Consider the following 22,636-nt stretch of genomic DNA (forward strand, 5'->3'; position numbering starts at 1 on the left):
GACACGCGGTGAACCCTTCCATGGGGCTCTGCACCGCCATCCATGGCGGTGAAGGTCTCGCAAAGCTGTACCGGACATCGACGCCTTCGCGCGAAGTGATGTGATACTTTTTCGAAAGTGATTACGGCGGCGGACGCGAGATGGGCAGGTAGATAGGCACGCGTCGCATGGGGCAGCGACAGGTTGCCGCGGCCCGGGGGAGATAGAGAAACTGGTGATGATTCGTGTAATCAGTCGAAATAGTCATGCTCGTAAAACGGGTCGGCCCGCAATAAAAACAAGGTTCAGACGAAAGATCGTTGGGTGTTGATCGTGGCTTAGATAGGGCCGGTTTGGAAAAGTTCAAGGCGCGGATCTGCACCGGTGAGGAATCCGGTGACGGCCGGTGTACACTTTGGGTTTCGCCGCTTTTTTGTGGCCACTAAACTCGCCGTTCAGGATTTAGATGGAGTCGCCCATGTCATTGATGGAATTCTGCCCGCCACAGCATCAGACACTGTTCACCCAGCGTTGGGAGGATTGGTGCGCCGCGGTGGGGGCGGAGCAGGTGGCGGCGGTTGAGGCGTTGTTGGATGACGGCAATAGCCTGGCGTTGTCGCGGGGGTTGTCGCGGGGATTGGTGCGCACGTTTGTGGGCTCGGATTTCTTTGTGCAGCAGTGCAGTCGGCACCCGGAATGGCTGGCGGGCTTTGTCGGGCAGGAGGATTGCGGCCTGAGCGCACCGGAGCTGGCGGAAATTGAATCGGAAGAGCAGCTGGAAAAAGTGCTGCGAAATCTGCGTAACCGGGTTAATGCCGAGGCGGTCTGGCGGGATTTTGCCGGGCAGTGGGATATTCCCGCCGCCTGCGGGCGGCTGACCGAGCTGGCGGAGGTGTGTATCCAGTGTGCGCTGGACTGGCACCGGGGGAAGATGGTCGAGCGCCATGGTGAGCCGCGCAACAGAGATGGGGACATCCAGCCGATGGTGGTGCTGGGGATGGGCAAGCTGGGGGCGCGGGAGCTGAACCTGTCTTCGGATATCGATCTGATTTTTGCCTACCCGGAGCCGGGGCAGAGTGATGGCGAGAAGCCACTGGAAAATCAGGCCTGGTTCCAGCGCCTGGGGCAGCGTCTGATCAAGTCTCTGGATGCGGTTACCGCCGACGGCTTTGTATTCCGTGTGGATATGCGCCTGCGCCCCTACGGCGACAGCGGACCGCTGGTGAGCCATTACGCCGCGCTGGAGGATTACTACCAGACCCAGGGGCGGGAGTGGGAGCGCTACGCGATGATCAAGGCGCGCCCGGTCGCCATGAGCGGTGAAGGCGCCGCGGACGCCGCGGAGGAGCTGATGGAGTTGCTGCGGCCGTTTACTTACCGGCGCTATATCGATTTCAGTGTGATTGACGCGCTGCGCGAAATGAAAACCCTGATCCAGCGCCAGGTGCGCGCGCGTGGCCTGATCGATAATATCAAGCTGGGTCGCGGCGGCATCCGCGAAGTGGAATTTATCGCCCAGGCGTTCCAGCTGATCCGCGGCGGGCGCGAGCCGGATCTGCGGGTGCGCAATATTCTCAAGGTGTTGCCGCTACTGGAGCTGGGCGGCCATTTGCCCGAGGGTGCGGCACAAGAGCTGCGCGATGCCTACCTGTTGTTGCGCCGGGTGGAGCACGGGCTGCAGGCGGAAAAGGACCAGCAGACCCAGACCCTGCCGCCGGAACCGGAACGCCGTGAGCAACTGGCGTTCGCCCTTGGTTATGACCAGTGGTCGGAGCTGGAAAGTGAGCTGGTGGCAGCGCGTGCACACATTGAGCGCGAGTTTGATGAGGTGATTGCACCACCGGAAGAGAGTGGTGAGATCACCAGCTCCGATAACTGGGATATGCTCTGGGCCAGCTGCGAGCGGGACGAGGAGCGCGATAACTGGCTGGAGCAGTTGCACGAGGCCGGTTTCCAGCCAGCGGCGAAGGCGCTGGAGGCTCTGGCGAACCTGCACGGTGATCGTATTGTGGCGGCACTGCCCGCCGCCGGCCGCCAGCGGCTGGACCAGACCATGCCGCTGTTGCTGGCTGCGGCATCCGAGGTGAGTGAGCCTTTACTGGCACTTGAGCGGGTGTTGCCGCTACTGCGCTCTATTCTCCGCCGCAGTGCCTATCTGGTGCTGATTAATGAAAATCCGCCGGTGCTGGCACAGCTGCTGCGCCTGTGCAGCGCTTCACCGTGGATCGCTGATCTTCTGGCGCGCCATCCGATCCTGCTGGACGAAATGCTCGACCAGCGTCGCCTGCTGCAGCCTTCCACAGCGCAGGATATTGCCGACGATCTGCGCCAGCACATGCTGCGGGTAGACCCCGAGGACCTGGAAGCGCAGATGGAGGCCCTGCGTCATTTCAAGCAGGGCCAGAGTTTGCGAATCGCCGCACAGGAGGTCACCGGCGCGCTGCCGCTGATGAAAGTGAGCGACTCGCTCACCTGGCTTGCGGAGGCGATTCTGCAGCAGGCGCTGACGCTGGCGTGGCAGCAGGTGACGGAAAAGCACGGTATGCCTGAAGGCGCCAGTGCAGAGGATATGCGCTTCACCATTGTGGCTTATGGCAAGCTCGGGGGGCTGGAATTGGGGCATGGTTCGGACCTCGATATTGTGTTTGTGCACGACGCCGAGACACATCAATACACTGATGGCGAGCGATCCATCGACAACCTCAGTTTCTACACCCGCCTCGCCCAGCGCCTGATTCATATCCTGCAGACGCGCACCCTGAGTGGCCCCCTGTATGAGGTGGATACCCGTCTGCGTCCGTCTGGGAATTCCGGACTGCTGGTGACGTCCCTGGCGGCATTTGAAAAGTACCAGCGTGAGAGTGCCTGGACCTGGGAGCACCAGGCACTGGTGCGTACGCGACCGGTAGCGGGCAGCGAGCGCCTCGGATTGGCGTTTGAGTCCCTGCGTAAACAGCTGCTGTGTGCCGCGCGCGATGAACAGAAATTGCGTGAAGAGGTGGTGGAAATGCGCAATAAGATGCGTGCACACCTCGATAAGAGCAATGATCGACAATTCGATCTCAAGCACGGCTCCGGTGGTATTGTCGATATCGAATTTATGGTTCAATATGCCTCATTGGCCTGGGCGCAGCGCGCCCCTTCAATCGTGCGGTATACCGACAATATCCGCATTCTTGAAAGTCTCACCGAGGCGGGCCTGATGCCGGCCCACCAAGCCGCGCATTTGATCGACGCCTACAAAGCCTACCGATCAGAAGGTCATCGCCTGGCATTACAACAGCGGCCAGGAGTTGTATCCGGTGACCAATTCGAAGCGGAAAGAAAGACCGTTGAAACAACTTGGCAGCAGATGCTGGGCTAGACCGCTCCCGAAGGGAGGCAGGTGCCCGGTGATACCGGCTGCCCGATTAAACTGTTTTTCACCTGGCTCTGTGCTGTAGGAGCCAGCCTGCTGGCGAACTGAATCGATCTTCCCCTTCAAGGGCTCGACCATCCTCCCCAGGCCGCTCCTACAGAGTGCGTTAATAGATTTCTTGTAGGAGTTTCCCATGTCTTTTGCCGATAGAGACGGCGTTATCTGGTTTGACGGTGAATTGGTTCCCTGGCGCGATGCGCGGGTTCACGTGCTCACCCACACTCTGCACTATGGTATGGGCGTATTTGAGGGCGTGCGCGCCTACCAAACCGCCGATGGCGGCACCAGCATCTTTCGTCTGAATGAACACACCCGTCGCCTGTTCCGTTCCGCCAAGATCATGAACATGCCGATGCCCTTTGACGAGGAGCAGCTCAACGAAGCCCAGCGCCTGGTAGTGCGTGAAAACGGCCTCAAGGAAGCCTATTTGCGCCCGATGGTGTTTTACGGATCCGAAGGTATGGGGCTGCGTGCCGACTCCCTGCAGACTCATGTGATTGTTGCTGCCTGGGAATGGCCGAGCTATATGACCCCGGAAGCCCGCGAGCTGGGTATCAAGGTCAATACCTCTTCCTACACCCGCCATCACGTGAATATCTCCATGTGCAAGGCGAAGGCCAACGGCAATTACATCAACTCCATGCTGGCGCTGCAGGAAGCCATCCGCAACGGCTGCGAAGAAGCGCTGTTGCTGGACCCGGAAGGCTATGTGGCGGAAGGTAGCGGTGAGAACTTCTTCCTGGTGAGTGATGGCGTCATCTACACCCCGGAACTGACTTCCTGCCTGGACGGCATCACTCGCGCCTCGGTGATCCAGCTGGCCAGTGAATGCGGCTACCGGGTAGTGGAAAAACGCATTACCCGCGACGAGGTCTACATTGCCGACGAAGCCTTTTTCACCGGCACCGCCGCGGAAGTACTCCCGATCCGTATGCTGGATGGCCGCACCATCGGCGCTGGCCGTCGCGGCCCGATCACCAAGCGCTTGCAGCAGCTGTATTTTGACTCGGTGCAGGGCAAGAGTCAGGCGCATATGGGCTGGCTCAGCGATGTGCACGAAACCTGTGAAGCGGTAGCGGCCTCCGCTTGACCGGAGTGCCTGCAACAAGCGCAGATAGAAAGGGCGGATACCGAAAGGTCTCCGCCCTTTTTTATGTATGCAGTCTGAGAGCCCGTCCCTGGAGGCACCAATACTTATCCCTTAGAATGGACGTATCCGTTACAGAATATATCGAGTAACCGCACTGGGCGGGACAGGTTTCACCCTATGTTTTCGTATTTTATGAAGAAGCGGCTGCGCAAGCATGACGTGGTCAACAACCGCAAGCTGGAGTCCATTCTGCGGGTGCAGCTGTTGCAGCAGCAGTCACTCACCAGTACTGAGATGGGGGTGGGGAATGACAAGGAGCACAATATTGTCGTATCCCTGACCTCGTTCGATCGTCGAATCCACAACGTAGTGTATGCGGTAGAAAGCGTGTTCCAGCAGTGGGTAAAGCCGGATGCGGTGGTGTTGTGGTTGTCAAAGGAGCAGTTCCCGGAGGGACAGCTGCCGGAAAGCCTGGTGCGCCAGCAGAAGCGCGGCCTGCAGGTTTTTTATATCGAGGATCTCGGGCCCTATACCAAGTATTTTTACGCGTTCGACAAGTTTCCCGACAGCCTGATCATCACCGTCGACGACGACACCCTGTACCCGCCGGATATGATCGACCAGCTGTACCGCGCGTGGCTGCGCAATCCGGACTGGATCCACTGTCACCGCGCGCACCTGATGCGGCTGGACAAGCAGGGCAAACTCAAGTCCTACGACGACTGGGGTTCCGACTGGCGCTGGCGGGATTTCGACGGCGAGCCTTCGCCACTGGTATTCCCCACCGGGGTTGGCGGGGTGCTGTATTTCCCCGGCTCCCTGCACCCGGATGCCTTCGACAAGGAAAAATTCCAGAAACTCTGCCCCAATGCCGATGATGTCTGGTTGAAGGCCATGAGCCTGAAGCAGGGGACCCCCTGCGCCCGTCTGGCGGACCCGCGCGACTGGTCCAGTCGATTCTTTACCGTGGGCGGGACCCAGGAAGTGGCCCTGCGCAAGGAGAACTGGCGCTCCAAAGGCGGTAACGACTGCAAGATTCGGGATGTGTTTGAGTATTACGATCTGTACAAATTACTAAAGTAATTTGGTGACAGTCAGAAGGCCTGTAAGGCTGAGAAGGTCGACGAGAAGGTCGACGAGAAGGTTACACCCGGTAGCGGCACCGCCACCGGGCTAGATTCGAAGCTCAAACTAAGCCCGACGTTGTTACATGTTGCTTGATACCTGCGGACGACCCACGCAGTAGTATTCAAACCCGGCCTCCGCCATGTCCAGCGGGTGGTACAGGTTGCGGCCGTCGAACACCACCGGCTCGGCCAGGCTGCTGCGCACGGTGTTGTGATCCAGCGACTTGAACTGCTGCCACTCGGTGGCAATGATCAGCGCATCGGCACCGGACAGGGCGCTGTCGCGGGTACCGCACAATTGCAGCTCATTGCGGTTGCCGTAAATGCGTTCACACTCCTGCATCGCCTCCGGGTCAAAGGCGCGCACTTTGGCGCCCATCTCCCACAGGTTTTCCATCAGCACACGGCTTGGCGCCTCGCGCATATCGTCCGTATTCGGCTTGAACGAGAGTCCCCACAGGGCAAAGGTCTTGCCGGAGAGGTCCTTGCCGTAGCGCGCCACAATCTTGTCCAGCAGGTAGTGCTTCTGGGTATGGTTGCGCTCTTCCACCGCATTCAGCACCTTCGGATCCAGGCCGAGCTGTGCGGCGGTGGTTTTCAGGGCCTGCACATCTTTCGGGAAGCAGGAGCCGCCGTAGCCAATGCCCGGGTAGATAAAGTGGTAACCGATACGCGGGTCTGAGCCAATACCCTGGCGCACGGACTCGATATCCGCACCCACGCGGTCGGCAATCACTGCCATCTCGTTCATAAAGCTGATCTTGGTGGCGAGCATGCAGTTGGCCGCGTACTTGGCCAGCTCCGCACTGCGCACGTCCATCACGATTACCTTGTCGTGATTGCGGTTGAACGGGGCATATAGCTGGCGCATTTTCTGCTCGGAGGCATTCTCCGAGGTGCCGATGATGATGCGGTCCGGCTTCATGCAGTCTGCTACCGCGGAGCCTTCCTTCAGGAATTCCGGGTTCGAGATGACATCGAACTCCAGATTCAGCGCGTTGCGCGCTTGCAGCGTGCGTGTGATTTCTTCGCGCACCTTGTCTGCAGTACCTACCGGTACCGTCGATTTATTGATGATGTATTTTTTGCCTTCCATGTGCTCGGCAATGGTGCGGGCAACCGTGAGTACATAGCGCAGGTCGGCAGAGCCATCCTCGTCGGGCGGTGTGCCAACAGCGATAAAAATCAGCTCACCGTGGGCGACGCCATCTGCAGCACTGGTGGAGAAGGTCAGGTTGCCCGACTCGTTGTTGCGCTTTACCAGTGGTTCCAGGCCCGGCTCGAATATCGGGATATGGCCCTGCTTCAGTCGCTCGATCTTGTTTTCATCGATGTCGATGCAGGTGACCCGATGACCCGCTTCCGCGAGTACGGCGGCCTGTACGAGCCCCACATAGCCGGTACCAAAAACGGTAACGTTCATGATCTCTTCTCCAATACTCTTCTTGCTGTGTTACCAAAATGGGCTGGCAATAACCGGCGCTCTGGTGAACGGTAAATGCTATCAATGACGGGTGTCTTGTCGTGTAGCCTTGGACGGCTACCTGACCCACACGTAGTCGTGACTGAACTTCGACTCTGTTGCCGCCTCCACAATATATTGGGCGAACAGGGTATTGTTTATTTCCCTGTGGAAAAACGCCCTGCAATTTCCGGCCCAGTGACGACGCCTGGCGTCATCCTGGTGAAAGTCCTGAAGCCGGGCCAGCAGGGAGCGCTCATCGTCGAAATAGACCAGGGTCTCCTGCGGCATAAAGTCATCGAAGGCTGCCGCAGAATGCGTAAACACGAGCAGGCCGTTACCTGCCATCTGCGCAATACGGGCGGAAGAGTACCATTGAAAGCCCTCCTGCCTGTTCAGGTTCAGTCCCATTTTACTGCGCGCCAGCTTGCGGTCGTAATCCAGTCCCCACAGGGCGGGTTGGTCGAACAGGCCCGGAGTATGGAAGCGGAATCCCTCCGGTAACTGCTCCCTGAGCTGGGAAACCAGCTGGCCGCGCTCGGTATGCTGCCGCGAATTGCTGCAGAATAGCAGGTCGGCTTCGAGCGCGGCATCGTCGCCGGCGATGGCGCTGACGTCGGCGCATTCAACGCTGGGGTCGACCGGGTTTGGCATGTGCCAGAGCCTGGCGCGGTTACCGGCAAATCGTGTTAGCTCCCCGGGACCGGTGGAGACAAACATGGCGTCGGCAATTTCGCAGCGTTTCTCGATATTCGCCGCATTGCGCGGCACAAACAGAGGGTCGTTATTACACGCTGCCAGGATGATGCCGGGGTGCCGGCGGCGGATCTCGGCAAATGTCGCATTGTCGATCAGGTCGCAGTGGCCGAAGACGACCAGCTCCGGCTGGAATGCGTCCACTGTCTGCAGCAGCCGCTGGTTGGTCTTCTTCCTGCCGAACTCGCGGATGCCCAGCGGGGCCTCGAACTTCGCGACATCGCGATCGCTGAAGGCGAGCACATTGTGTCCAGCGCGAATCAGGCCGGTGTAGAGCTTGAGCGCCCAACTCACGCGGATATAGCCGTACTTGCGGTGCTGGTGGTTATCGACGTGAAGAATGCGCATAGGGAAAGTAGCACCAGCGGTAACGGCGAAAATTCTCGGTGCCCGGCATTATACTGCCGGGCACCCACGGTTCAATTGCCTGTGCGGCGGCGCCGGCTGGTGGAGTCCTGTATTCCGTCCGGTGGCTGGGGTAGGATTCTGGCATTCTCACAGCGGGCGTGTAGCACCGGGATAAGACCATATCCGGTGGCGGCACCATCGCCCGGCTTGGTAAGTGAACGGTATCTGGGATCATGGGGGCAGCATTGCTGACAATCTGGCGTTTTATGGATGGCAACCGCGCCCACGAAAAGCAGAGCGCGGCGCTGGTCAGCGGGCTCGGTGCGGTGCTCGGTGCGGACCGGATCGAGTGCTGTGATATCTCCTGCGAAGATGTGCGCATGCCCCTTTGGGGAAGACCGCCGGAGCGTCTCGTGCAACTGCCGGCCCCCGACTTCATTCTCGGTGCCGGCCATCGCAGCCACTGGCCGGTACTGCGTGCCCGCCGACTGTTCGGTGGGCGCAGCGTGGTGATCATGAAGCCGAGCCTGCCTCTTGCGTGGTTCGATTTTGTGGTTGTGCCCGAGCACGACCGGCCGCCGCCGGTGCACAATGTCATTCTCACCCGCGGTGCCCTCGCCGAACCGCTCCCCGACTTCCCATCTGACCCCAACCGCGCACTGCTGCTACTCGGGGGACCGAGCAAACACTTCCACTGGGATGCGGCAAAAGTCTCGGCGGTGGCTGGCCGGCTGCTGAAGCAACCCCGGCAGTGGGTGGTAGCCGACAGTCGCCGCACCCCACAGGACAGCCTGGCCCAGCTCGCCGGTACCGGTGCCGAGCTCTACCCGTGGCAGCAGTGTTCCCCTGACTGGCTCGCCGAACAGATGGCGCGGGCCGGGCAGATATGGGTCACCGGCGACAGTGTATCGATGATCTTTGAGGCACTGCAGAGTGACGTGCCAGTAGGGGTTATCGCCATGCCCAGCCGTAATCCACGCAATAAAATTCGCGCGGCAGTGGACCGACTTCTGGACGAGGGGCTGCTCACGGACCGGGTGGATGTCGACCTCCAGGGCACCGGCCCGCGCTCCCCGCTGGCCCAGCAGGTTATGTGTGCACAGGCGCTTCTGCGACGCAGTGGCTGGAGTGGGGCACCGCTGAGGTTTGCCGGGGAGGCCATGTGATACTCATTACCACGCAGAGTTTCCCCCCGGATCGCGGTGGCATCGAGGGCCTGATGAGTGGCCTGGCGGACGCACTTTGCGCGGAAGGGTGCGATGTCACCGTGCTGGCGGACCAGGCTGCTGCATCGGAACCGCCACACCCCTGTGCGTACCAATTGCGTCGCTTTGCCGGCTTGAAGCCCTGGCGCCGCTGGCGCAAGGCGGTGGCCGTGCGGGCCGCGATCAATGCCGGCGGGGTAACGGGCGTATTCGCAGATTCATGGAAAAGCGCTGAAAAGCTTGGTGCGCTGAGCGTGCCTGTGGCGGTACTGGCGCACGGAATGGAATTTCCCGCCCACCCGTCGGCGCGCAAAGCGGCACGTATCCGCCGTGTTGTCGGCGATGCCGACACGGTGATCGCCAATTCCTCTTATACCGCGGGTTTGGTGCGCCCCTATTTACAGGGTAAAACTCGCCTGGTGGTGATTAACCCTCCCATAGGTCCCCAGCCCCCGGCAGTGGACGAACAACTGGCTGCGCTGCGCACGCGCCTGGGTCGCAAGTCTCCCGTTTTGGCAACGGTTGCGCGGCTGGAACCGCGCAAGGGTGTGGATATGGTGATCCGCGCGCTGCCTGCAATCCGGCGAACATTCCCCGAGGTGTCCTACCTAGTCGCGGGCGCCGGTGGTGATCGCGAGCGCCTGGAAAACCTTGCCAGTGAGCTGGGTGTGTCGGAGTGTGTACATTTCCTCGGCGCTGTGAACGATGCACAAAAAGCCGCAGTTTATGCACTGGCGGACCTGTTTGTGATGCCGGTACGACGCGAGGGAGACTCGGTGGAAGGTTTTGGTATCGTTTACCGCGAGGCCAACTGGTACGGGCTTCCGGTGCTCGCCGGGCGTGATGGTGGTGCCGTGGATGCGGTGGCCGAAGGTGAAACCGGAGCGCTGTGTAATGGTGCGGATCTGAGCGAAGTCACAGCCGCTATTCTGGAGCTGTTGGGCAACGAGCGGGAGCGGCAAACCATGGCGTTGCGGGCTGCCGAGGTCGCGCGCGGTCCGGCGCAGTGGAAAGCATCGGTGCGGGAATTTCTTGCCGCACTGGAACCGTCCACCTGATTCGGTCGTTACCCGCTCTACGCAGCAAACTGTTGTTAAAGCTGTTGTTAAATCAGTTGTTAAAGACGCTCGGCCTTTTTCCACGGAATGCTGCGGTCGGAAATTTCCCAGTGTATGCGCTTCCACATCCGCTCGATTCGCCGCTCGATATAGCGCCGCCGGGACACCGCAAAGTACTCCGGCAGAGGCAGGAACGCTGCATGACCGAGGCCATCCACCAGGTACAGTTCCTGTTGCCCTCGGCGCGGAACCACCACCAGGTTGTGTGGTAGCAAGTTTTTGGTAAGTACCCCTGTGGCGCGCAGCCATTGTGAGAACCGCTCCAGAGCGCCGCGGATGGTGTCATCCAGTCCGATATTCTTGAGGTAGGCTTCCAGTGTCATGGCGGGAGAGCCGCTGTCGTCCAGCAGTAATTCCGACACTGCTCCGGGCCCTTCGCTGGTCTCGCTCATCCCGTACCAGCGCGGTAAATGCGCCCATACCGGGCTGTCAACGGGCGCATTACGCAGGACCTTCTGTTGGTAGCCTGCGACCTCCCGCGCGTTGTCATCGAAATGGCTGTCATGGGCCAGCGCCTTGTACCAGGCGGCCCGTCGGCGAAGTTCCACAAGTCTGCCCGGCAACATGACTTTGACACAGCGACCGGGAAAATCCGGGTGCCGGTAGCAATGGCGGTTACCGCCGGAGGCAAAAGGTTTGCTGTTGCTCAGGTCAATCAAATGGGTGGTCCCGTATTTTGCTTCTGTTCGAGCAGTCGTTGGTAGAGTGCCAGGGTTCTTCGCGCCTGCTCCTGAAGGGTAAACTCCGTCGCCAGGCGGGGGCGTGCTGGAGCCTGAAGCAGCTCGACGGTTTTTTCCAGCAGTCGGGCCTGGTTTCCCCTCTCCACAAGGCCATCGGGAAAACAGGCGTGCAGGGACTCAGCTGGCCCGCCAACGTTGTAGCCAATAACCGGACATTCCATGGCCAGCGCCTCGATCACGGTGCGCCCGAAGGGCTCCGGTTTACTGGACAGGTTGTACACCAGGGCGGCATGCCGGTACCACTCGCGGATATCACTGCGGTGGCCGGCAAAGGTAATCCTGTCGACTACGCCATGTTCTGTCGCAAGTGCACGTAGTTCCGCTTCATAGTGATGTTTGTTTTTTTCTGCTCCACCAATGATGATGCCCTGGATATCACTTTGTCGCTTGGTCAACACGGCAATCATACGAATGAAGTCTTCCTGTCCTTTCCAGCGGCTGAGCCTTCCGGGGAGCACCAGCCAGCGGCGATCGCGCAGTTCCGGGAACTCTCCCAGGGTACCCTCCAGCCAGTCTGCAGGCTCGGGAATATCCGTAGAAAACTCTGTGGTGTCCACGCCGCGATAAATCACTTCCGGCGGCGCGCGAAGGTCGGCAGCATAATTGCCGAGCAGGTAGTCTTTGACGCAATCGGAGATGGCGATGACCTGCTCGCTGCGGGCCATTATTGCGCTGTAGCGGTTGATCGAATACAGGCCGTGGGCGGTACTGACCAGGCGTGGACGGGTAGCGGCGTCGAGTTTTTTCCAGGCCAGGTATGTGAGCCACGCGGGTACGCGAGAGCGCACGTGGACTATATCGGGTTGTAGGCTGCGGAACAGTCGGCGCAACGGGCGAACCTGTAGCAGGCTGGTCAGGGACTTTCTGTGTACCGGCAGTGAAATGTGTCGGCTGCCCTCCATTTCGAGCTGTTCAACCAGGCGGCCACCGCTGGAAATAACGATGGAATCGTGACCGCCTTGAACCAGCGCGCGGGCCATATCCAGGGTGCCGCGTTCTACGCCGCCGGCATTCAGGGCAGGTAGCAACTGGATAACTTTCAACGCGCGATTCCCCCGCTCCAAACTACGTTGGTCAAACGGGGGATTATAGGGGACAGCGTGGGTGAATACAGGTGTGGGTGATGATGGATCAGGGTTTCCCTGTCGTTGCCGCCTGTTGCCGCTTTGCTGCCCACAACTGCGTTAGCAGGCCTCCGCCCACCACGGCCATCACAAAGCGGCCGCTATCGTAGAACAGGTAGGACTCGAACAGGTTTATGACGCCAAAAAATACCGTAAAAGACAGGCAGAACACCACATTGCTACCAGAGACTAGGCCTGCGCGGTAGTAGCGCAGGCAACGGTTGACCAGCCAGTAAACCAGTGCGCCGAGCAGTAAAAGGCCAAGCAGGCCAAAATTTACGGTCAGGTCCAGGTAGCTGTTATGCAGGTGGCCAAAATTCTTTTTGATCTCATCGGGAAGGTTGTTCGAGTAATCGAAGATCAGGCTACGGCCGTTGCCTCCCCAGCCCACCAGTGGCCGCTGGGCGATCCACTGCAGTGATTCCGCCCAGGTGCGAATACGGATTCCCGCACTGGAAAAGGGGAGGTTCTCCAGATCGCCCTGCTGTACCAGTGCGATGGTCTTTTGCTCCGCTTCCAGGCGGTGGCTGACGATTTCCCCAAAACCCAGGTAGCCGACCAGTGCCGCGGTACCGCAAGTGGCTATTGTGGCTGCGGCAATATAGCGGCGCTGGCCCTGGAAGCGTTTGCGCAGAGTGACAATTGCTGCGCAGATGATCACCACCAGCGCGAACAGCATGCCTATCCAGCCACCGCGGGTCTGGGTCAGCACCAGTGCGGTGATGCAGATAATCAGGCTCAGCGCCCAGATTGCCCGGAAAACCCAGCACCCGGGGCGCGCTCGCAATATACCGGGCGCAAACGCCAGTAGTCCCAGTGCGCCGGTGCCAAACAGCATGGCGGTGTGCTGGGCGTTGTGCAGGCCGAAGTCCACGCGTGAACCGCTGATGCCCTGCTGCCACTCCTGCCAGCCACCGCCGGAAATCCACGGGGAAAGCAGTAGGCCGAGTAGCGCTGCGGCCCACAGGGTGTAAGTATTTCGCAGTTGTCCGCCCAGCAGTACGGCCACGGGGATCATCGCGAACCAATTGGTGAGGCGGTGCACCTTGAATGAGGATTCCGCCCAGTGGGGGTGGGTTACCCAGGAGCAGCCCCAGGAAATCAGGGCTACGATAATAGCCGCAACGGCGAGCCAGACGATTCCTGAGCGCCGCAGGGAGACGCCATCCACCGGGCGCCCGTAGATGGCGAGCATCAGCAGTCCGCAAACGATGGCCAGCTGTGATGCTTTGTCCGGGACAGAGTCCAGGCTGATGCTGAAAAAGCCATAAACCAGTAGTGCGGGCACTCCGATGACTGGCAACCAGGCGCTGGTCTGCAGCAGGCGATTGGGTTGCCACCATCGCTCCAGGTCAACTCGCTGGTAAAGGGAGCTGTTCGTAATGGGCTGGTCAGTGGGCGGAGTGGGTGGCGTAGTCATCGGGCGATTGGCTCGGGTACAGCAGAGTTCGACACTGCAGGACGTGGGTTGCACCGGCGTGGCGCGTATATGGGGTAGAATGCTACCAAACACAGGGTTCAAATCCACGGAATTTGTCCCCACTCTGACAACCTTAACGGGCTTCAGCTGTAACCTTGATGCGCCATCTTTATACCTGGTTTTTCCGGCTTTCCCTCCCGCTGATGCTACTGCATCTCTGGTGGCGCGGCCGCGCCGACCCGGCCTACCGCAAGCGCTGGAGTGAGCGGTTTGGGCTGGTGCCCAAACGCCCTGAGACGCGCCGGCGCTGGCGCGAGCGTTTTGGTGTGGTGCCGGACCGTGCGAGCCGGGCACCGCTGATCTGGATCCATTCGGTCTCTGTGGGAGAGACCCTGGCGGCTGTTCCACTGATCGAATCGCTGGCGGCGCGTCACCCGCGCTGGCAGTGGCTGGTCACTACCACCACGCCCACCGGTTCCCAGCGTGTACATGATGCGCTGGAGCCGATTCTCAACGGGCGCTTGCTGCACTATTACCTGCCGTTTGACCTGCCGGAGTGCCTGACGCCATTTCTCGATGCATTGCGTCCCAATATTCTTGTGAGTATGGAGACTGAACTCTGGCCTAACCTCCTTGCGGTGTGCAGCAAGCGGCAAATACCTGCAGTTTTGGTCAACGGACGCCTGAGCGAGAAGTCCGCGCGCGGCTACGGGCATTTTTCCCGACTGAGCCGGGAGATGCTGAGTCACCTCACCAGGGTGGTAGCGCAATACCCGGCAGATGCGGAGCGTTTCATCAAGCTGGGGGTGCCTCTAGAAAAGGTCTCTGCGGTGGGCAATATCAAATTTGACCTGCACATTGGTTCCGGGCTGGTCAGTGAAGCGCAGGCGCTTTCGCATCAGTGGCAGAGTGCCGGAAGCCGCCCCGTGTGGCTGGCGGCGAGCACACATGCGGGAGAAGACGAAATTGTGTTGCAGGCTTACGCGGCCCTGTGTGCAGAGTTTCCCCAGCTGTTGCTGGTACTTGTGCCGCGCCATCCAACGCGTTTTGACAGTGTGGCGCGACTGTGTCGCGATCAGGGCTTGCGGGTGGTGCGGCGCAGTGATGGGACCCCGCCGGGTATGGGAGACCGCGTTCTGCTGGGCGATACCATGGGTGAGTTACTGCGTTTTTATGGTGCCTGTGACGTAGCGTTCGTTGGGGGCAGCCTGGTGCCGGTGGGCGGGCACAACATGATCGAGCCGGCGGCCTGGGGCGTGCCGGTGGTCTGCGGGCCCTATCTGCACAATTTCAGTACCGTTTCAGGGCTGATGGAAGAAGTCGGTGGGCTGGTCGTGTGTGAAGATGCCGCAGGGCTGGCGCAACAGGTGGGCGACTGGCTGCGCGATGACCAGGGCCGCGAGGTTGCTGGCGCCCGCGCCCGTGAAGTGGCCGCACAGAACAGCGGTGCCCTGGCGCGCACCGTCAGTGAGGTGGAGACGCTGATGCAGGGCTATTGAGGGCTACTGGATATGGGCCCCGAAAAAGGCCGGTCGCGAAAGCGCCCGGCCTTTTTATTTGCTGTGATCAACCCTCAAAGGGGACATGTCCCGGTTCAGTGTTTGTCGGTCGCCTTGCGCACTTTGCTGCGAATCTGGGTATTCAATTTACTGCCGGTATAGCGGCCCTTGCTCACATGGCGGATACGGTAAACCCCGGGGATGTCCAGGGGCTCGCCCTGTGTGCCCAGTAGCCAGCGGAAGGCGCGGTCTTCATGCGCCTTGCACCAGCTGTCGGCAGGCTTCTGATAGTAGCTCAGGCTATCGCAGTAGCCGCCCGCACGGGCGATATCACCGTGCGCTATCTGTAGCGGGCCGGTAGCGCGGTCGCGGGTTTGCTCGACAAACCGGCTGTCGTCGATTCCGATCACGCGCAACTCCGACGGGTCAAAATTCAGCATGGGGTCGTCGTCGGCAAGCAGTGAGGTGATGCGCTCTCGGGACGGAAACACCAGGCTGTCCTGCCGCCCCTGCAGCAACTCGGCAAGGGTGTCGATACAGCCTTCGCGGAACATCAGGTCACAGTCCGTAAACCAGATCCAGTCCGCCTTGGTGGCCAGTGCCGCCTCATTGCGACCAATGGCCCGACGATACAGGGATTCTTTCGGTAGTTCGCACCAGTTCCAGGTCACCCCCGGCACTTGCTGCTTTGCAAAAAAGTCGAGAACCGCCGCAGTGCGGGTGTCTTCACGGTTGTAGTAGACGGTCATGGTGACCGTGGCCTTGGAAGGCGGGTAGAGTACCAGCGAGCTCAGCTGGTAAACCAGGAAGTGGGAGTACTGCCAGCAGTGGCTGACAATCTCGATATCCAGCACACCGGTGCGCGCTGCACGCTCGCTTTTCTTCGGCAGTGGTTTCTGAAACAGTGAGGCGGGGATCCAGCCGCTGGCAGCCAGGCGCAAGAAGCGACTGACAATCGGGTCCGACCAGTGTTTTTTCGGGGTGGTTGCATCCATGGTGAAGCTCTTTTACGAAGGCTGTCAGGGGGTGGGTTGCTTATTCAGCTCGTGATCATTCGGGCTGTAGCCGTTTTCGATTAACTGGCGTATGCCCTGCGGTGTTTCAACAATGCCTTCTTTGGCGACGCGTACACGCAGGGCTTTGTTGCGGGCAACAATTTCCGGGTCTGCATAGCCTCGGGGGTGATCGAGGTGAACGCAGATCGCGTCGAAACGCACATGGCGCGGCTTGATTCCCAGGTTTTCCAGGCGCACGCCAAACTCCCGGTCGAGGCCACCCCAGGCCATTCGCTCATCAAAGCCATTGACCTTGAGAATATCTTCCCGCCAGGCTGAGGCATTGGAGCCTTTCAGGTTGCAGGCAGTCGGTGTGAGGCGGTTGAGCAGAGGTGCCCAGCGGGCACTGGCGCGCAGTTTCAGGGTTTTCCGCCGGGTTTTCAGACCATTGGCTTTGAGCCAGGCGTAATCAAAACAGCGCCCGCTGAGAATATCTTCACGGGTTATCGCTTCGCTGGTACTCATGGGCAGCTTGAAATAGCTGCCGGATAGGAAATACCCGGGGGCAGCACGGCGTTCGTGCACCGCGAGGAAGTCCGCGCGCGGAATACAGTCCCCATCGGTGAATACGATGTAGTCGCCTCGGGCCTGGAGAATGGCCTTGTTGAGGATGCGGCATTTGCGGAAGCCGTCATCTTTCTGCCAGACATGGCGAATATCCAGCCCGGTTTCGCTGCGCATACGCGCTACCAGTTTGGCGGTTTCCGGGCCGGAGCCATCGTCCGCCACGATTACTTCCAGTGGCGGTACGCTCTGGCAGCTATACCCCCAAAGCACCTTCTCCAGCCAGACTGGGGAGTTATAGGTCGTCATGATGACGGAGATCTTCATGGTGGGTAATTCCAGTGCAATCAAACAGTGTCAGAGTGTATAGCCATAGCGATCGGCCGCCCGCGCCAGCTCTTCGCGCAGTTCGCCGGGCAGCAGATCCAGAGTGATATCTTCACGTTTCTGGCCGCGAGTGTTCACATTTCGGGGGAGACTGTTGAAGGTCTCCTCGACCTCATCCTGCCGGTAGCTGAACTCGATCCTATCCAGGATGCGCAGCAGGAGCGGTAGGTCGAAGTCCTCGATCCGGTAGCGCAGGTATGCCTTGTTCCGAGACCTCGATTCTACCAGTGCATTCCAGTCGATCCAGAACCGGGCCAGCCATGCGGCCTGTTGCTCCAGGGGCAGGGCGGCGAACTCGGCTTTGTTCATCTTGGGGATGTGCGGCAGATGGCGATTGCGGAAACGGCCGTGTACCCAGCCCTTTTTCTGGCGCGAGCGGATGAACTCCAGCGGATGCCTGATTTGGTGGAAGACCTGTGTGCTGTCCGCGAGCAGGGGTAGCCACGGAGCGGCCTCCCACGCTGCCTCGCCGATGACCGGCGGCTTCCACCCCAGTTGGTGCAGGCCTCCGCGGGCGAGCAGGCCTCGCAACGGTGACGGTTTGCTGCCGGTAAAGAATTTCTCATGGGTGCACTGGCACCCCAGTTGACTGAGAAGTCTGGCGGTGTAAGTAGTGCCGGATCGGCCGCAGCCGGTGATGACGAAGTGCTTGGCCATACTGGTCTCGGGGTATGTGCTGAGCCGAATCCGTGGCACAAAACGGCGCATTCTAGGGCTTTTTCCCGGTAACTGCACCCTGCGTCTATCTTAGTGCGCGACCGCGGTGGTGCCTGCAAGTGATGATCGGCTCACGACCAGTGTGGGTCGACTTCTGGTATGCTGCGCGAAATTTCCACGGACGCCGAGAAATGCATATTTTTGTTTTCTCCTACAACAGAGGCCCCTTTCTTGAGAACTGCATTCGTTCCATCGAGGCCTGCGCACCGCAATGCGGATTGACGGTCATCGATGACGGCAGTGACGACCCGGATACCCGCCGGGTTCTGGCTGAGGTTGGTGAGCGGCACCGGGTAGTGGATAAGACCGCAGAGTCCGGTCACAAGCTCGGCGGGCTGTACGCCAATATGCAGGCCGCCTTTGAAATGGCGTCCGACGACGAGCTGATCTGCTTCCTGCAGGACGATACCCAGATGGTGCGCCCCCTGTCAGACAAAGACATAGAGGAGCTGAGGCAGAGCTTTGCCCGGCAACCGGATCTGGGTTTCATCTCCCCGGCGTTCGTGCGGGGTATCTCCCTGAAAAAGAAGGCAGATCGGGATTTTCGTTTCGATGCTGGGCGCAACTTCTGGTTCTGGTATCCGCGCAAGCGCTCCACGGGCACCTGGTTTTCAGCGTTGCTCATCGCTGACCCACGCCGCTTGCGCGCGGTGGACTGGCATTTTGAAGTGGGAGAGTCGGTCAATAACCGCAAGGCGGCAAAAATTTTCTGCCGTATGGCGCGAATGCGCGCGCCATTTTCCATGTGGCTGCCCAACGGGCGGGCCTATCGTGGCAAGCAGAAGTCTTTGGCGCTGCGTTTTGGTGAGTGGTCACGTCGCTGCGGGCTGTATCCGCTGGAAATAATGAGCGATCAGGACGTTGAGGCATTAAAATCGGCGGAGCCCGCGCGATTGCCGGTCGCGGAAGAGTGTCTGAAGACGACCCGCGGAAAAATCAAGACGCCATGGGCATATGACCCCATGCAGGGTGCCGGCTGGCTCAAGTTGCTGGACCGTGCGGAGCGAAAAGTACGCGGGCTGTTTTCCTGATCCGGCTTCCCTGGCCATATTTTCCTGGCTCGTTATTCGAGGTGCGCCGTCGAGATGCACTTTCGAGAGATGCTCTTGGGCTGAGCGCTGTGGATATCTGCGCTCAGGCGTTAGAATTACCAGAATTTACAACAGTTAAATAACACAGGTCACAGGCCCGGCAATTTGTGCTGGTCGATGTTTCACTGTGTTTTGAGGGGATTTCCGGTGGGGTATCGGCAATTCAAAAGCGGGCGCGCCAGACTTATCTACGACGATGAAATCGTCGGCGCGGACTGTGAGAAGCTTTTCCATCGAGAATGGTTGCAAGCCAACAGCCACTGTGCGCTGGTGGAGCGTGGCAAGGCGGTAATGTTTGAGTACAACGGCGTGGAGCTGGTGTTCAAGCAGTATCATCGCGGTGGTCTCGCAGGTCGTCTGGTGGAAAAGTCCTACCTCTACAGTCGCCTGCCCAATACCCGGGTATGGCGCGAATTCAACATGTTGCGTGAAATGCGTGAGCTGGGCCTGCCTGTTCCACGGCCGGTTGCGGCGCGCTGCGTCAGCGTTCCCCCGCTGGCTTATCGAGGCGCGATGATTACCGAGCGTGTTGCGGATTCGAAAACGCTGACCGAAGTGCTGTGTGAAAAAACGCTGGATAACGCGAGCTGGGAAAAGCTGGGCGGTCTGATCGCGCATTTTCACGCAAAGAACGTCTACCACGCAGATCTGAATGCCAACAATATTCTGCTGACCGGAAGTGGTGACTTTTACCTGATTGATTTCGACAAGGGGGTAATGCGAAAAGCCCTTTCCCGTCAGGATGCGCTATCCAATGTGGCCAGACTGCGGCGCTCCCTCGACAAGTTGCAGGGGCGGCTCTCACCGTTTCACTTTTCCAGTGACAATTGGCAGGCCCTTGAAAGGGGCTACGCCGCAGCCGCGGGCTAATCAAAAAAAGGCGCCGGGCGCTACACGGAATAGTAGTCCCGGTACCACTCCACAAATTTTTGTACCCCTTCACGCACGCTGGTGTCCGGCCGATAGCCGATCGCCTGTTGCAGTTTGCGGGTGTCTGCGTGAGTGTCGGGAATGTCGCCCGGCTGCATCGGCAGCATTTCGCGGACGGCCTTTTTCCCCAGGGCTTCCTCGAGTGCATCGATGTATGCGGAAAGCTGGGCCGGGTTGCCATTACCGATATTGAAAACCCGGTATGGTGCATTACTGGTGGCCGGTGTTGGTGCTGCGCTGGACCAGTCGGGATCTGCGCTGGCGATCTGGTCCGAAGACTTGATGACACCCTCTACGATGTCGTCGATGTAGGTGAAGTCCCGGCTGTGATGGCCATGGTTGAACACCGGAATGGGTTTGCCCTCGAGAATCAGGCGGGTGAACTTGAACAGGGCCATGTCCGGGCGGCCCCATGGGCCGTACACGGTAAAAAAACGCAGTCCGGTGGTGGGCAGTTGAAACAGGTGGCTGTAACTGTGCGCCATCAGTTCGTTGGCGCGCTTGGTGGCTGCGTAGAACTGCAGTGGGTGGTCTGCCCCGTGGTCCTCGCTGAACGGCATGCTGGTGTTGCCGCCGTACACACTGCTGGTACTGGCATAGGACAGGTGCGGTGTTTTCGCGTGGCGGCAGGCCTCGAGCAGGTTGAAAAAACCGATGAGGTTACTCTCGACGTACGCCTCCGGGTGCTCGATGGAGTGGCGTACCCCAGCCTGCGCGGCCAGGTGAATCACCCGGTCGAAGTCGTGGCGTTGGAAGCAGTCGTCGATCGCCGTTTTATCGGCGATATTGGCGCGCACAAACTCATACTCGACATCGCCGCCCTGCCGGCTGGCGATCTGCTCAAGCGCCTGCAGGCGGTCTTCCTTGAGACTGGTGTCGTAGTAGTCGTTGACGTTGTCCACGCCCACCACCGAGTCGCCCCGTGATATCAGGGCTTTTGCCACGTGAAAGCCGATAAAGCCCGCATTGCCGGTAACCAGATACTTCATGAATTTCGTCAGTTCGCAAAAGTCTGTGAAAACGAGGGTGACGGTCCCGGCAGGATTCCGGGAGTGTTTCGCAATTGTAGTCAGCCCACAAAAAAGGCCGGCACTATAGCAGTGCCGGCCTTCTATTTCTGTGCCCTGTGTAGGTTATTTGCTGAAGCTTGCGGCGCCGCTATCGAGGATGTGGGCGCGGGAAACCGGGCTCGCCGGGTTCAGGCTTGCGTCCAGCTGCTGCAGGTCTTCCGGGGCCAGCAGGCCGGCCACCAGCTTCAGGTTGAGGGTGTTCAGGATGTAGTCATACAGCGCATTGGCGTAGTCGGTCTTGGCCAGGGCCAGGGTGCGCTGCGCGAGTAGCACATCGACGATGTTGCGGGTGCCCACCTCGTAACCCGCCTGGGTGGCGTCGAGGGCACTCTTGGCGGAAATAACCGCCTGCTCGCGCGCTTCCACCCGGCTGGTATCGGTAGTAACCGCCCGGTGCAGGGTGCGGGTGTCCTGAATGGTGTTGCGCTCGGTCAGGTTGCGGATGTCCTCGGCCTGAAATGCCTGGTTGCGCGCCTCGCGGCGGCTGGCGCTGAGGCGGCCGCCACTGTATAGCGGCATGTTAAAGCTAATGGCGGCAATCGAAATCTCGGTGCTGCCGTCAATCGGGATCGAAGATCTTACGCTGCCGCGCCCCTCGGCGCTGGTTACCGAATTGCGCTCGCCATCTTCGTCGATATTTCTGTAGCTCAGCGAGCCAGTCAGTGTCGGCAGGTGATCGGCCGCGGCAGCGCGGGCACCGTAGCGGGCGGCGTCTGCCGACAGGCGTGCGGCCTTGAGGGAGAAGTTGTTGGCCAGGGCAAATTCCACCCAGGAGGCGCGATCTGCGGGGTCCGGTGCCGCCACGGTGAAACCGGGCTGCAGTGGGGCGACCACGTCGTGATCGCGTCCGGTCAGTACGGACAGCGCATCAAAGTTGCTCAACAGGTCGTCCTGGGCGGTGAGGCGACGGGCCACGGCACTGTCATAGGCAGAGCGGGAGTCGTAGACGTCGGTGATGGCAGTCAGGCCCACCTCGAAGCGCTGCTGGGTCTGCTCCAGCTGCTTGGCCAGGGCCTCTTCTTCGGCAAGGGCCGCCTCCAGCACGTCGTGCGCGCGCAGCACGTCGAAATAGGCCGCAGCGACGCGCACCATCATGTCCTGCTGATTAGCGCTGAACTCTGCGGTGGCCTGCTCGCTCACCGTCTTGCCCTGCTTGTAGCCGAACCAGGCTGGCAGATCGAACAGCGCCTGATCCAGGCGCGCGCCATAACTGGTGCTATCGACGTCGCTGTCGCCTCTGGTGGTGAAGCCGAAAAGGGCGCCGGTGGTGTTGTCGAACTGGGTACCTACCGAACTGAAGTCAGTCTTGGTTTTGCTGGCTTCCGCAGAGGCATTCACCTGCGGCAGCAGCGCGGAGCGGCCGAGGTTCTTCGCCTCCAGGCCGGCACGGTAAGCGGCGCGATCCGCGGCCAGTTGCGGGTCGTTGTCCAGTGCCTGCAGGTAGATTTCCCACAGGGTGTCGGCCTGGGCCTGCATGGCAGCGAAACTGGTGCCAAGTCCCATGACGGTGGCGGCGAGCAGAGATTTGATCGGGCGGCCAATACGCTGGGCGAGGCGCCCCTTTGCACTTCTTGTCATTACTGTTGATTTCCTGTG

18 protein-coding genes are annotated in these 22,636 nt (G+C 60.0%); 8 read left to right on the plus strand and 10 right to left on the minus strand.

The genetic code is table 11. From position 1 onward, the window contains the following. Window positions 1–457 precede the first annotated feature (457 nt). The 3 genes from glnE to GTQ55_RS03090 all read left to right on the plus strand — a co-directional run bounded on the left by glnE (window position 458) and on the right by GTQ55_RS03090 (window position 5,570). Window positions 458–3,343 carry a bifunctional [glutamate--ammonia ligase]-adenylyl-L-tyrosine phosphorylase/[glutamate--ammonia-ligase] adenylyltransferase gene (glnE, locus tag GTQ55_RS03080; RefSeq protein ID WP_161857416.1) on the plus strand — a complete coding sequence of 962 codons (2,886 nt, stop codon included), beginning with the start codon at window positions 458–460 and terminating at the stop codon, window positions 3,341–3,343. Window positions 3,344–3,530: 187 nt separating this feature from the next. Then, window positions 3,531–4,487 carry a branched-chain amino acid transaminase gene (locus tag GTQ55_RS03085; RefSeq protein ID WP_161857417.1) on the plus strand — a complete coding sequence of 319 codons (957 nt, stop codon included), beginning with the start codon at window positions 3,531–3,533 and terminating at the stop codon, window positions 4,485–4,487. A 177-nt stretch (window positions 4,488–4,664) separates the two neighbouring features. Beyond that, window positions 4,665–5,570, plus strand: a complete 906-nt coding sequence (locus GTQ55_RS03090; protein WP_161857418.1) for a hypothetical protein — start codon at window positions 4,665–4,667, stop codon at window positions 5,568–5,570. Between the two features lie 123 nt (window positions 5,571–5,693). Here GTQ55_RS03090 and GTQ55_RS03095 read toward each other — a convergent pair whose 3' ends face one another. Together GTQ55_RS03095 and GTQ55_RS03100 are read right to left on the minus strand one after the other, a co-directional pair. Then, complete coding sequence (locus GTQ55_RS03095; RefSeq protein WP_161857419.1) at window positions 5,694–7,037, minus strand: UDP-glucose dehydrogenase family protein; 1,344 nt, start codon at window positions 7,035–7,037, stop codon at window positions 5,694–5,696. A gap of 117 nt (window positions 7,038–7,154) precedes the next feature. Continuing rightward, window positions 7,155–8,180, minus strand: a complete 1,026-nt coding sequence (locus GTQ55_RS03100; RefSeq protein ID WP_161857420.1) for a glycosyltransferase family protein — start codon at window positions 8,178–8,180, stop codon at window positions 7,155–7,157. A 233-nt stretch (window positions 8,181–8,413) separates the two neighbouring features. Between GTQ55_RS03100 and GTQ55_RS03105 the strand changes: the two genes are divergently transcribed. Then, a complete protein-coding gene (locus tag GTQ55_RS03105) occupies window positions 8,414–9,346 on the plus strand; it encodes a mitochondrial fission ELM1 family protein (RefSeq protein ID WP_237567796.1) in 933 nt (310 codons plus the stop codon). Beyond that, window positions 9,343–10,443, plus strand: a complete 1,101-nt coding sequence (locus GTQ55_RS03110; RefSeq protein ID WP_161857421.1) for a glycosyltransferase family 4 protein — start codon at window positions 9,343–9,345, stop codon at window positions 10,441–10,443. The genes GTQ55_RS03105 and GTQ55_RS03110 overlap by 4 nt, the downstream gene beginning before the upstream one ends. Window positions 10,444–10,502: 59 nt before the next feature. On the opposite strand, the gene GTQ55_RS03115 is transcribed toward GTQ55_RS03110, so the two are convergent. The 3 genes from GTQ55_RS03115 to GTQ55_RS03125 all read right to left on the minus strand — a co-directional run bounded on the left by GTQ55_RS03115 (window position 10,503) and on the right by GTQ55_RS03125 (window position 13,787). Further along, the gene (locus GTQ55_RS03115) at window positions 10,503–11,162 is read right to left on the minus strand and encodes a YrbL family protein (RefSeq protein ID WP_161857422.1); all 660 of its coding nucleotides are present in this window, start codon (window positions 11,160–11,162) and stop codon (window positions 10,503–10,505) included. Continuing rightward, the gene (locus GTQ55_RS03120) at window positions 11,159–12,286 is read right to left on the minus strand and encodes a glycosyltransferase family 4 protein (RefSeq protein ID WP_161857423.1); all 1,128 of its coding nucleotides are present in this window, start codon (window positions 12,284–12,286) and stop codon (window positions 11,159–11,161) included. The genes GTQ55_RS03115 and GTQ55_RS03120 overlap by 4 nt, the downstream gene beginning before the upstream one ends. A gap of 88 nt (window positions 12,287–12,374) precedes the next feature. Beyond that, entirely contained in the window at window positions 12,375–13,787 is a 1,413-nt protein-coding gene (locus GTQ55_RS03125) for an O-antigen ligase family protein (RefSeq protein ID WP_161857424.1), read from the minus strand. A 158-nt stretch (window positions 13,788–13,945) separates the two neighbouring features. Between GTQ55_RS03125 and waaA the strand changes: the two genes are divergently transcribed. Continuing rightward, entirely contained in the window at window positions 13,946–15,286 is a 1,341-nt protein-coding gene (gene waaA / locus GTQ55_RS03130) for a lipid IV(A) 3-deoxy-D-manno-octulosonic acid transferase (RefSeq protein WP_161857425.1), read from the plus strand. 95 nt (window positions 15,287–15,381) lie between these two features. Here waaA and GTQ55_RS03135 read toward each other — a convergent pair whose 3' ends face one another. Genes GTQ55_RS03135 through GTQ55_RS03145 form a run of 3 tightly spaced genes read right to left on the minus strand, consistent with a single transcriptional unit; the run spans window position 15,382 to window position 17,889 of the window. Then, window positions 15,382–16,281: a glycosyltransferase gene (locus tag GTQ55_RS03135; protein WP_161857426.1), complete on the minus strand. Its 900-nt coding sequence runs from the start codon at window positions 16,279–16,281 to the stop codon at window positions 15,382–15,384. Window positions 16,282–16,305: 24 nt separating this feature from the next. Continuing rightward, complete coding sequence (locus GTQ55_RS03140) at window positions 16,306–17,172, minus strand: glycosyltransferase family 2 protein (protein ID WP_161857427.1); 867 nt, start codon at window positions 17,170–17,172, stop codon at window positions 16,306–16,308. A 30-nt stretch (window positions 17,173–17,202) separates the two neighbouring features. Continuing rightward, window positions 17,203–17,889: a hypothetical protein gene (locus GTQ55_RS03145; protein WP_161857428.1), complete on the minus strand. Its 687-nt coding sequence runs from the start codon at window positions 17,887–17,889 to the stop codon at window positions 17,203–17,205. Window positions 17,890–18,080: 191 nt separating this feature from the next. On the opposite strand from GTQ55_RS03145, the gene GTQ55_RS03150 reads away from it, so the two are divergent. Further along, a complete protein-coding gene (locus GTQ55_RS03150; protein WP_161857429.1) occupies window positions 18,081–18,980 on the plus strand; it encodes a glycosyltransferase family A protein in 900 nt (299 codons plus the stop codon). A 207-nt stretch (window positions 18,981–19,187) separates the two neighbouring features. Beyond that, complete coding sequence (locus GTQ55_RS03155; protein WP_161857430.1) at window positions 19,188–19,910, plus strand: 3-deoxy-D-manno-octulosonic acid kinase; 723 nt, start codon at window positions 19,188–19,190, stop codon at window positions 19,908–19,910. A gap of 20 nt (window positions 19,911–19,930) precedes the next feature. On the opposite strand, the gene GTQ55_RS03160 is transcribed toward GTQ55_RS03155, so the two are convergent. Both GTQ55_RS03160 and GTQ55_RS03165 read right to left on the minus strand, forming a co-directional pair. Continuing rightward, the gene (locus tag GTQ55_RS03160) at window positions 19,931–20,959 is read right to left on the minus strand and encodes an NAD-dependent epimerase (RefSeq protein WP_161857431.1); all 1,029 of its coding nucleotides are present in this window, start codon (window positions 20,957–20,959) and stop codon (window positions 19,931–19,933) included. A 144-nt stretch (window positions 20,960–21,103) separates the two neighbouring features. Continuing rightward, window positions 21,104–22,618 carry a TolC family outer membrane protein gene (locus tag GTQ55_RS03165; protein ID WP_161857432.1) on the minus strand — a complete coding sequence of 505 codons (1,515 nt, stop codon included), beginning with the start codon at window positions 22,616–22,618 and terminating at the stop codon, window positions 21,104–21,106. Window positions 22,619–22,636 lie beyond the last annotated feature (18 nt).

This window comes from Microbulbifer hydrolyticus (assembly GCF_009931115.1).
GTDB lineage: Bacteria > Pseudomonadota > Gammaproteobacteria > Pseudomonadales > Cellvibrionaceae > Microbulbifer > Microbulbifer hydrolyticus.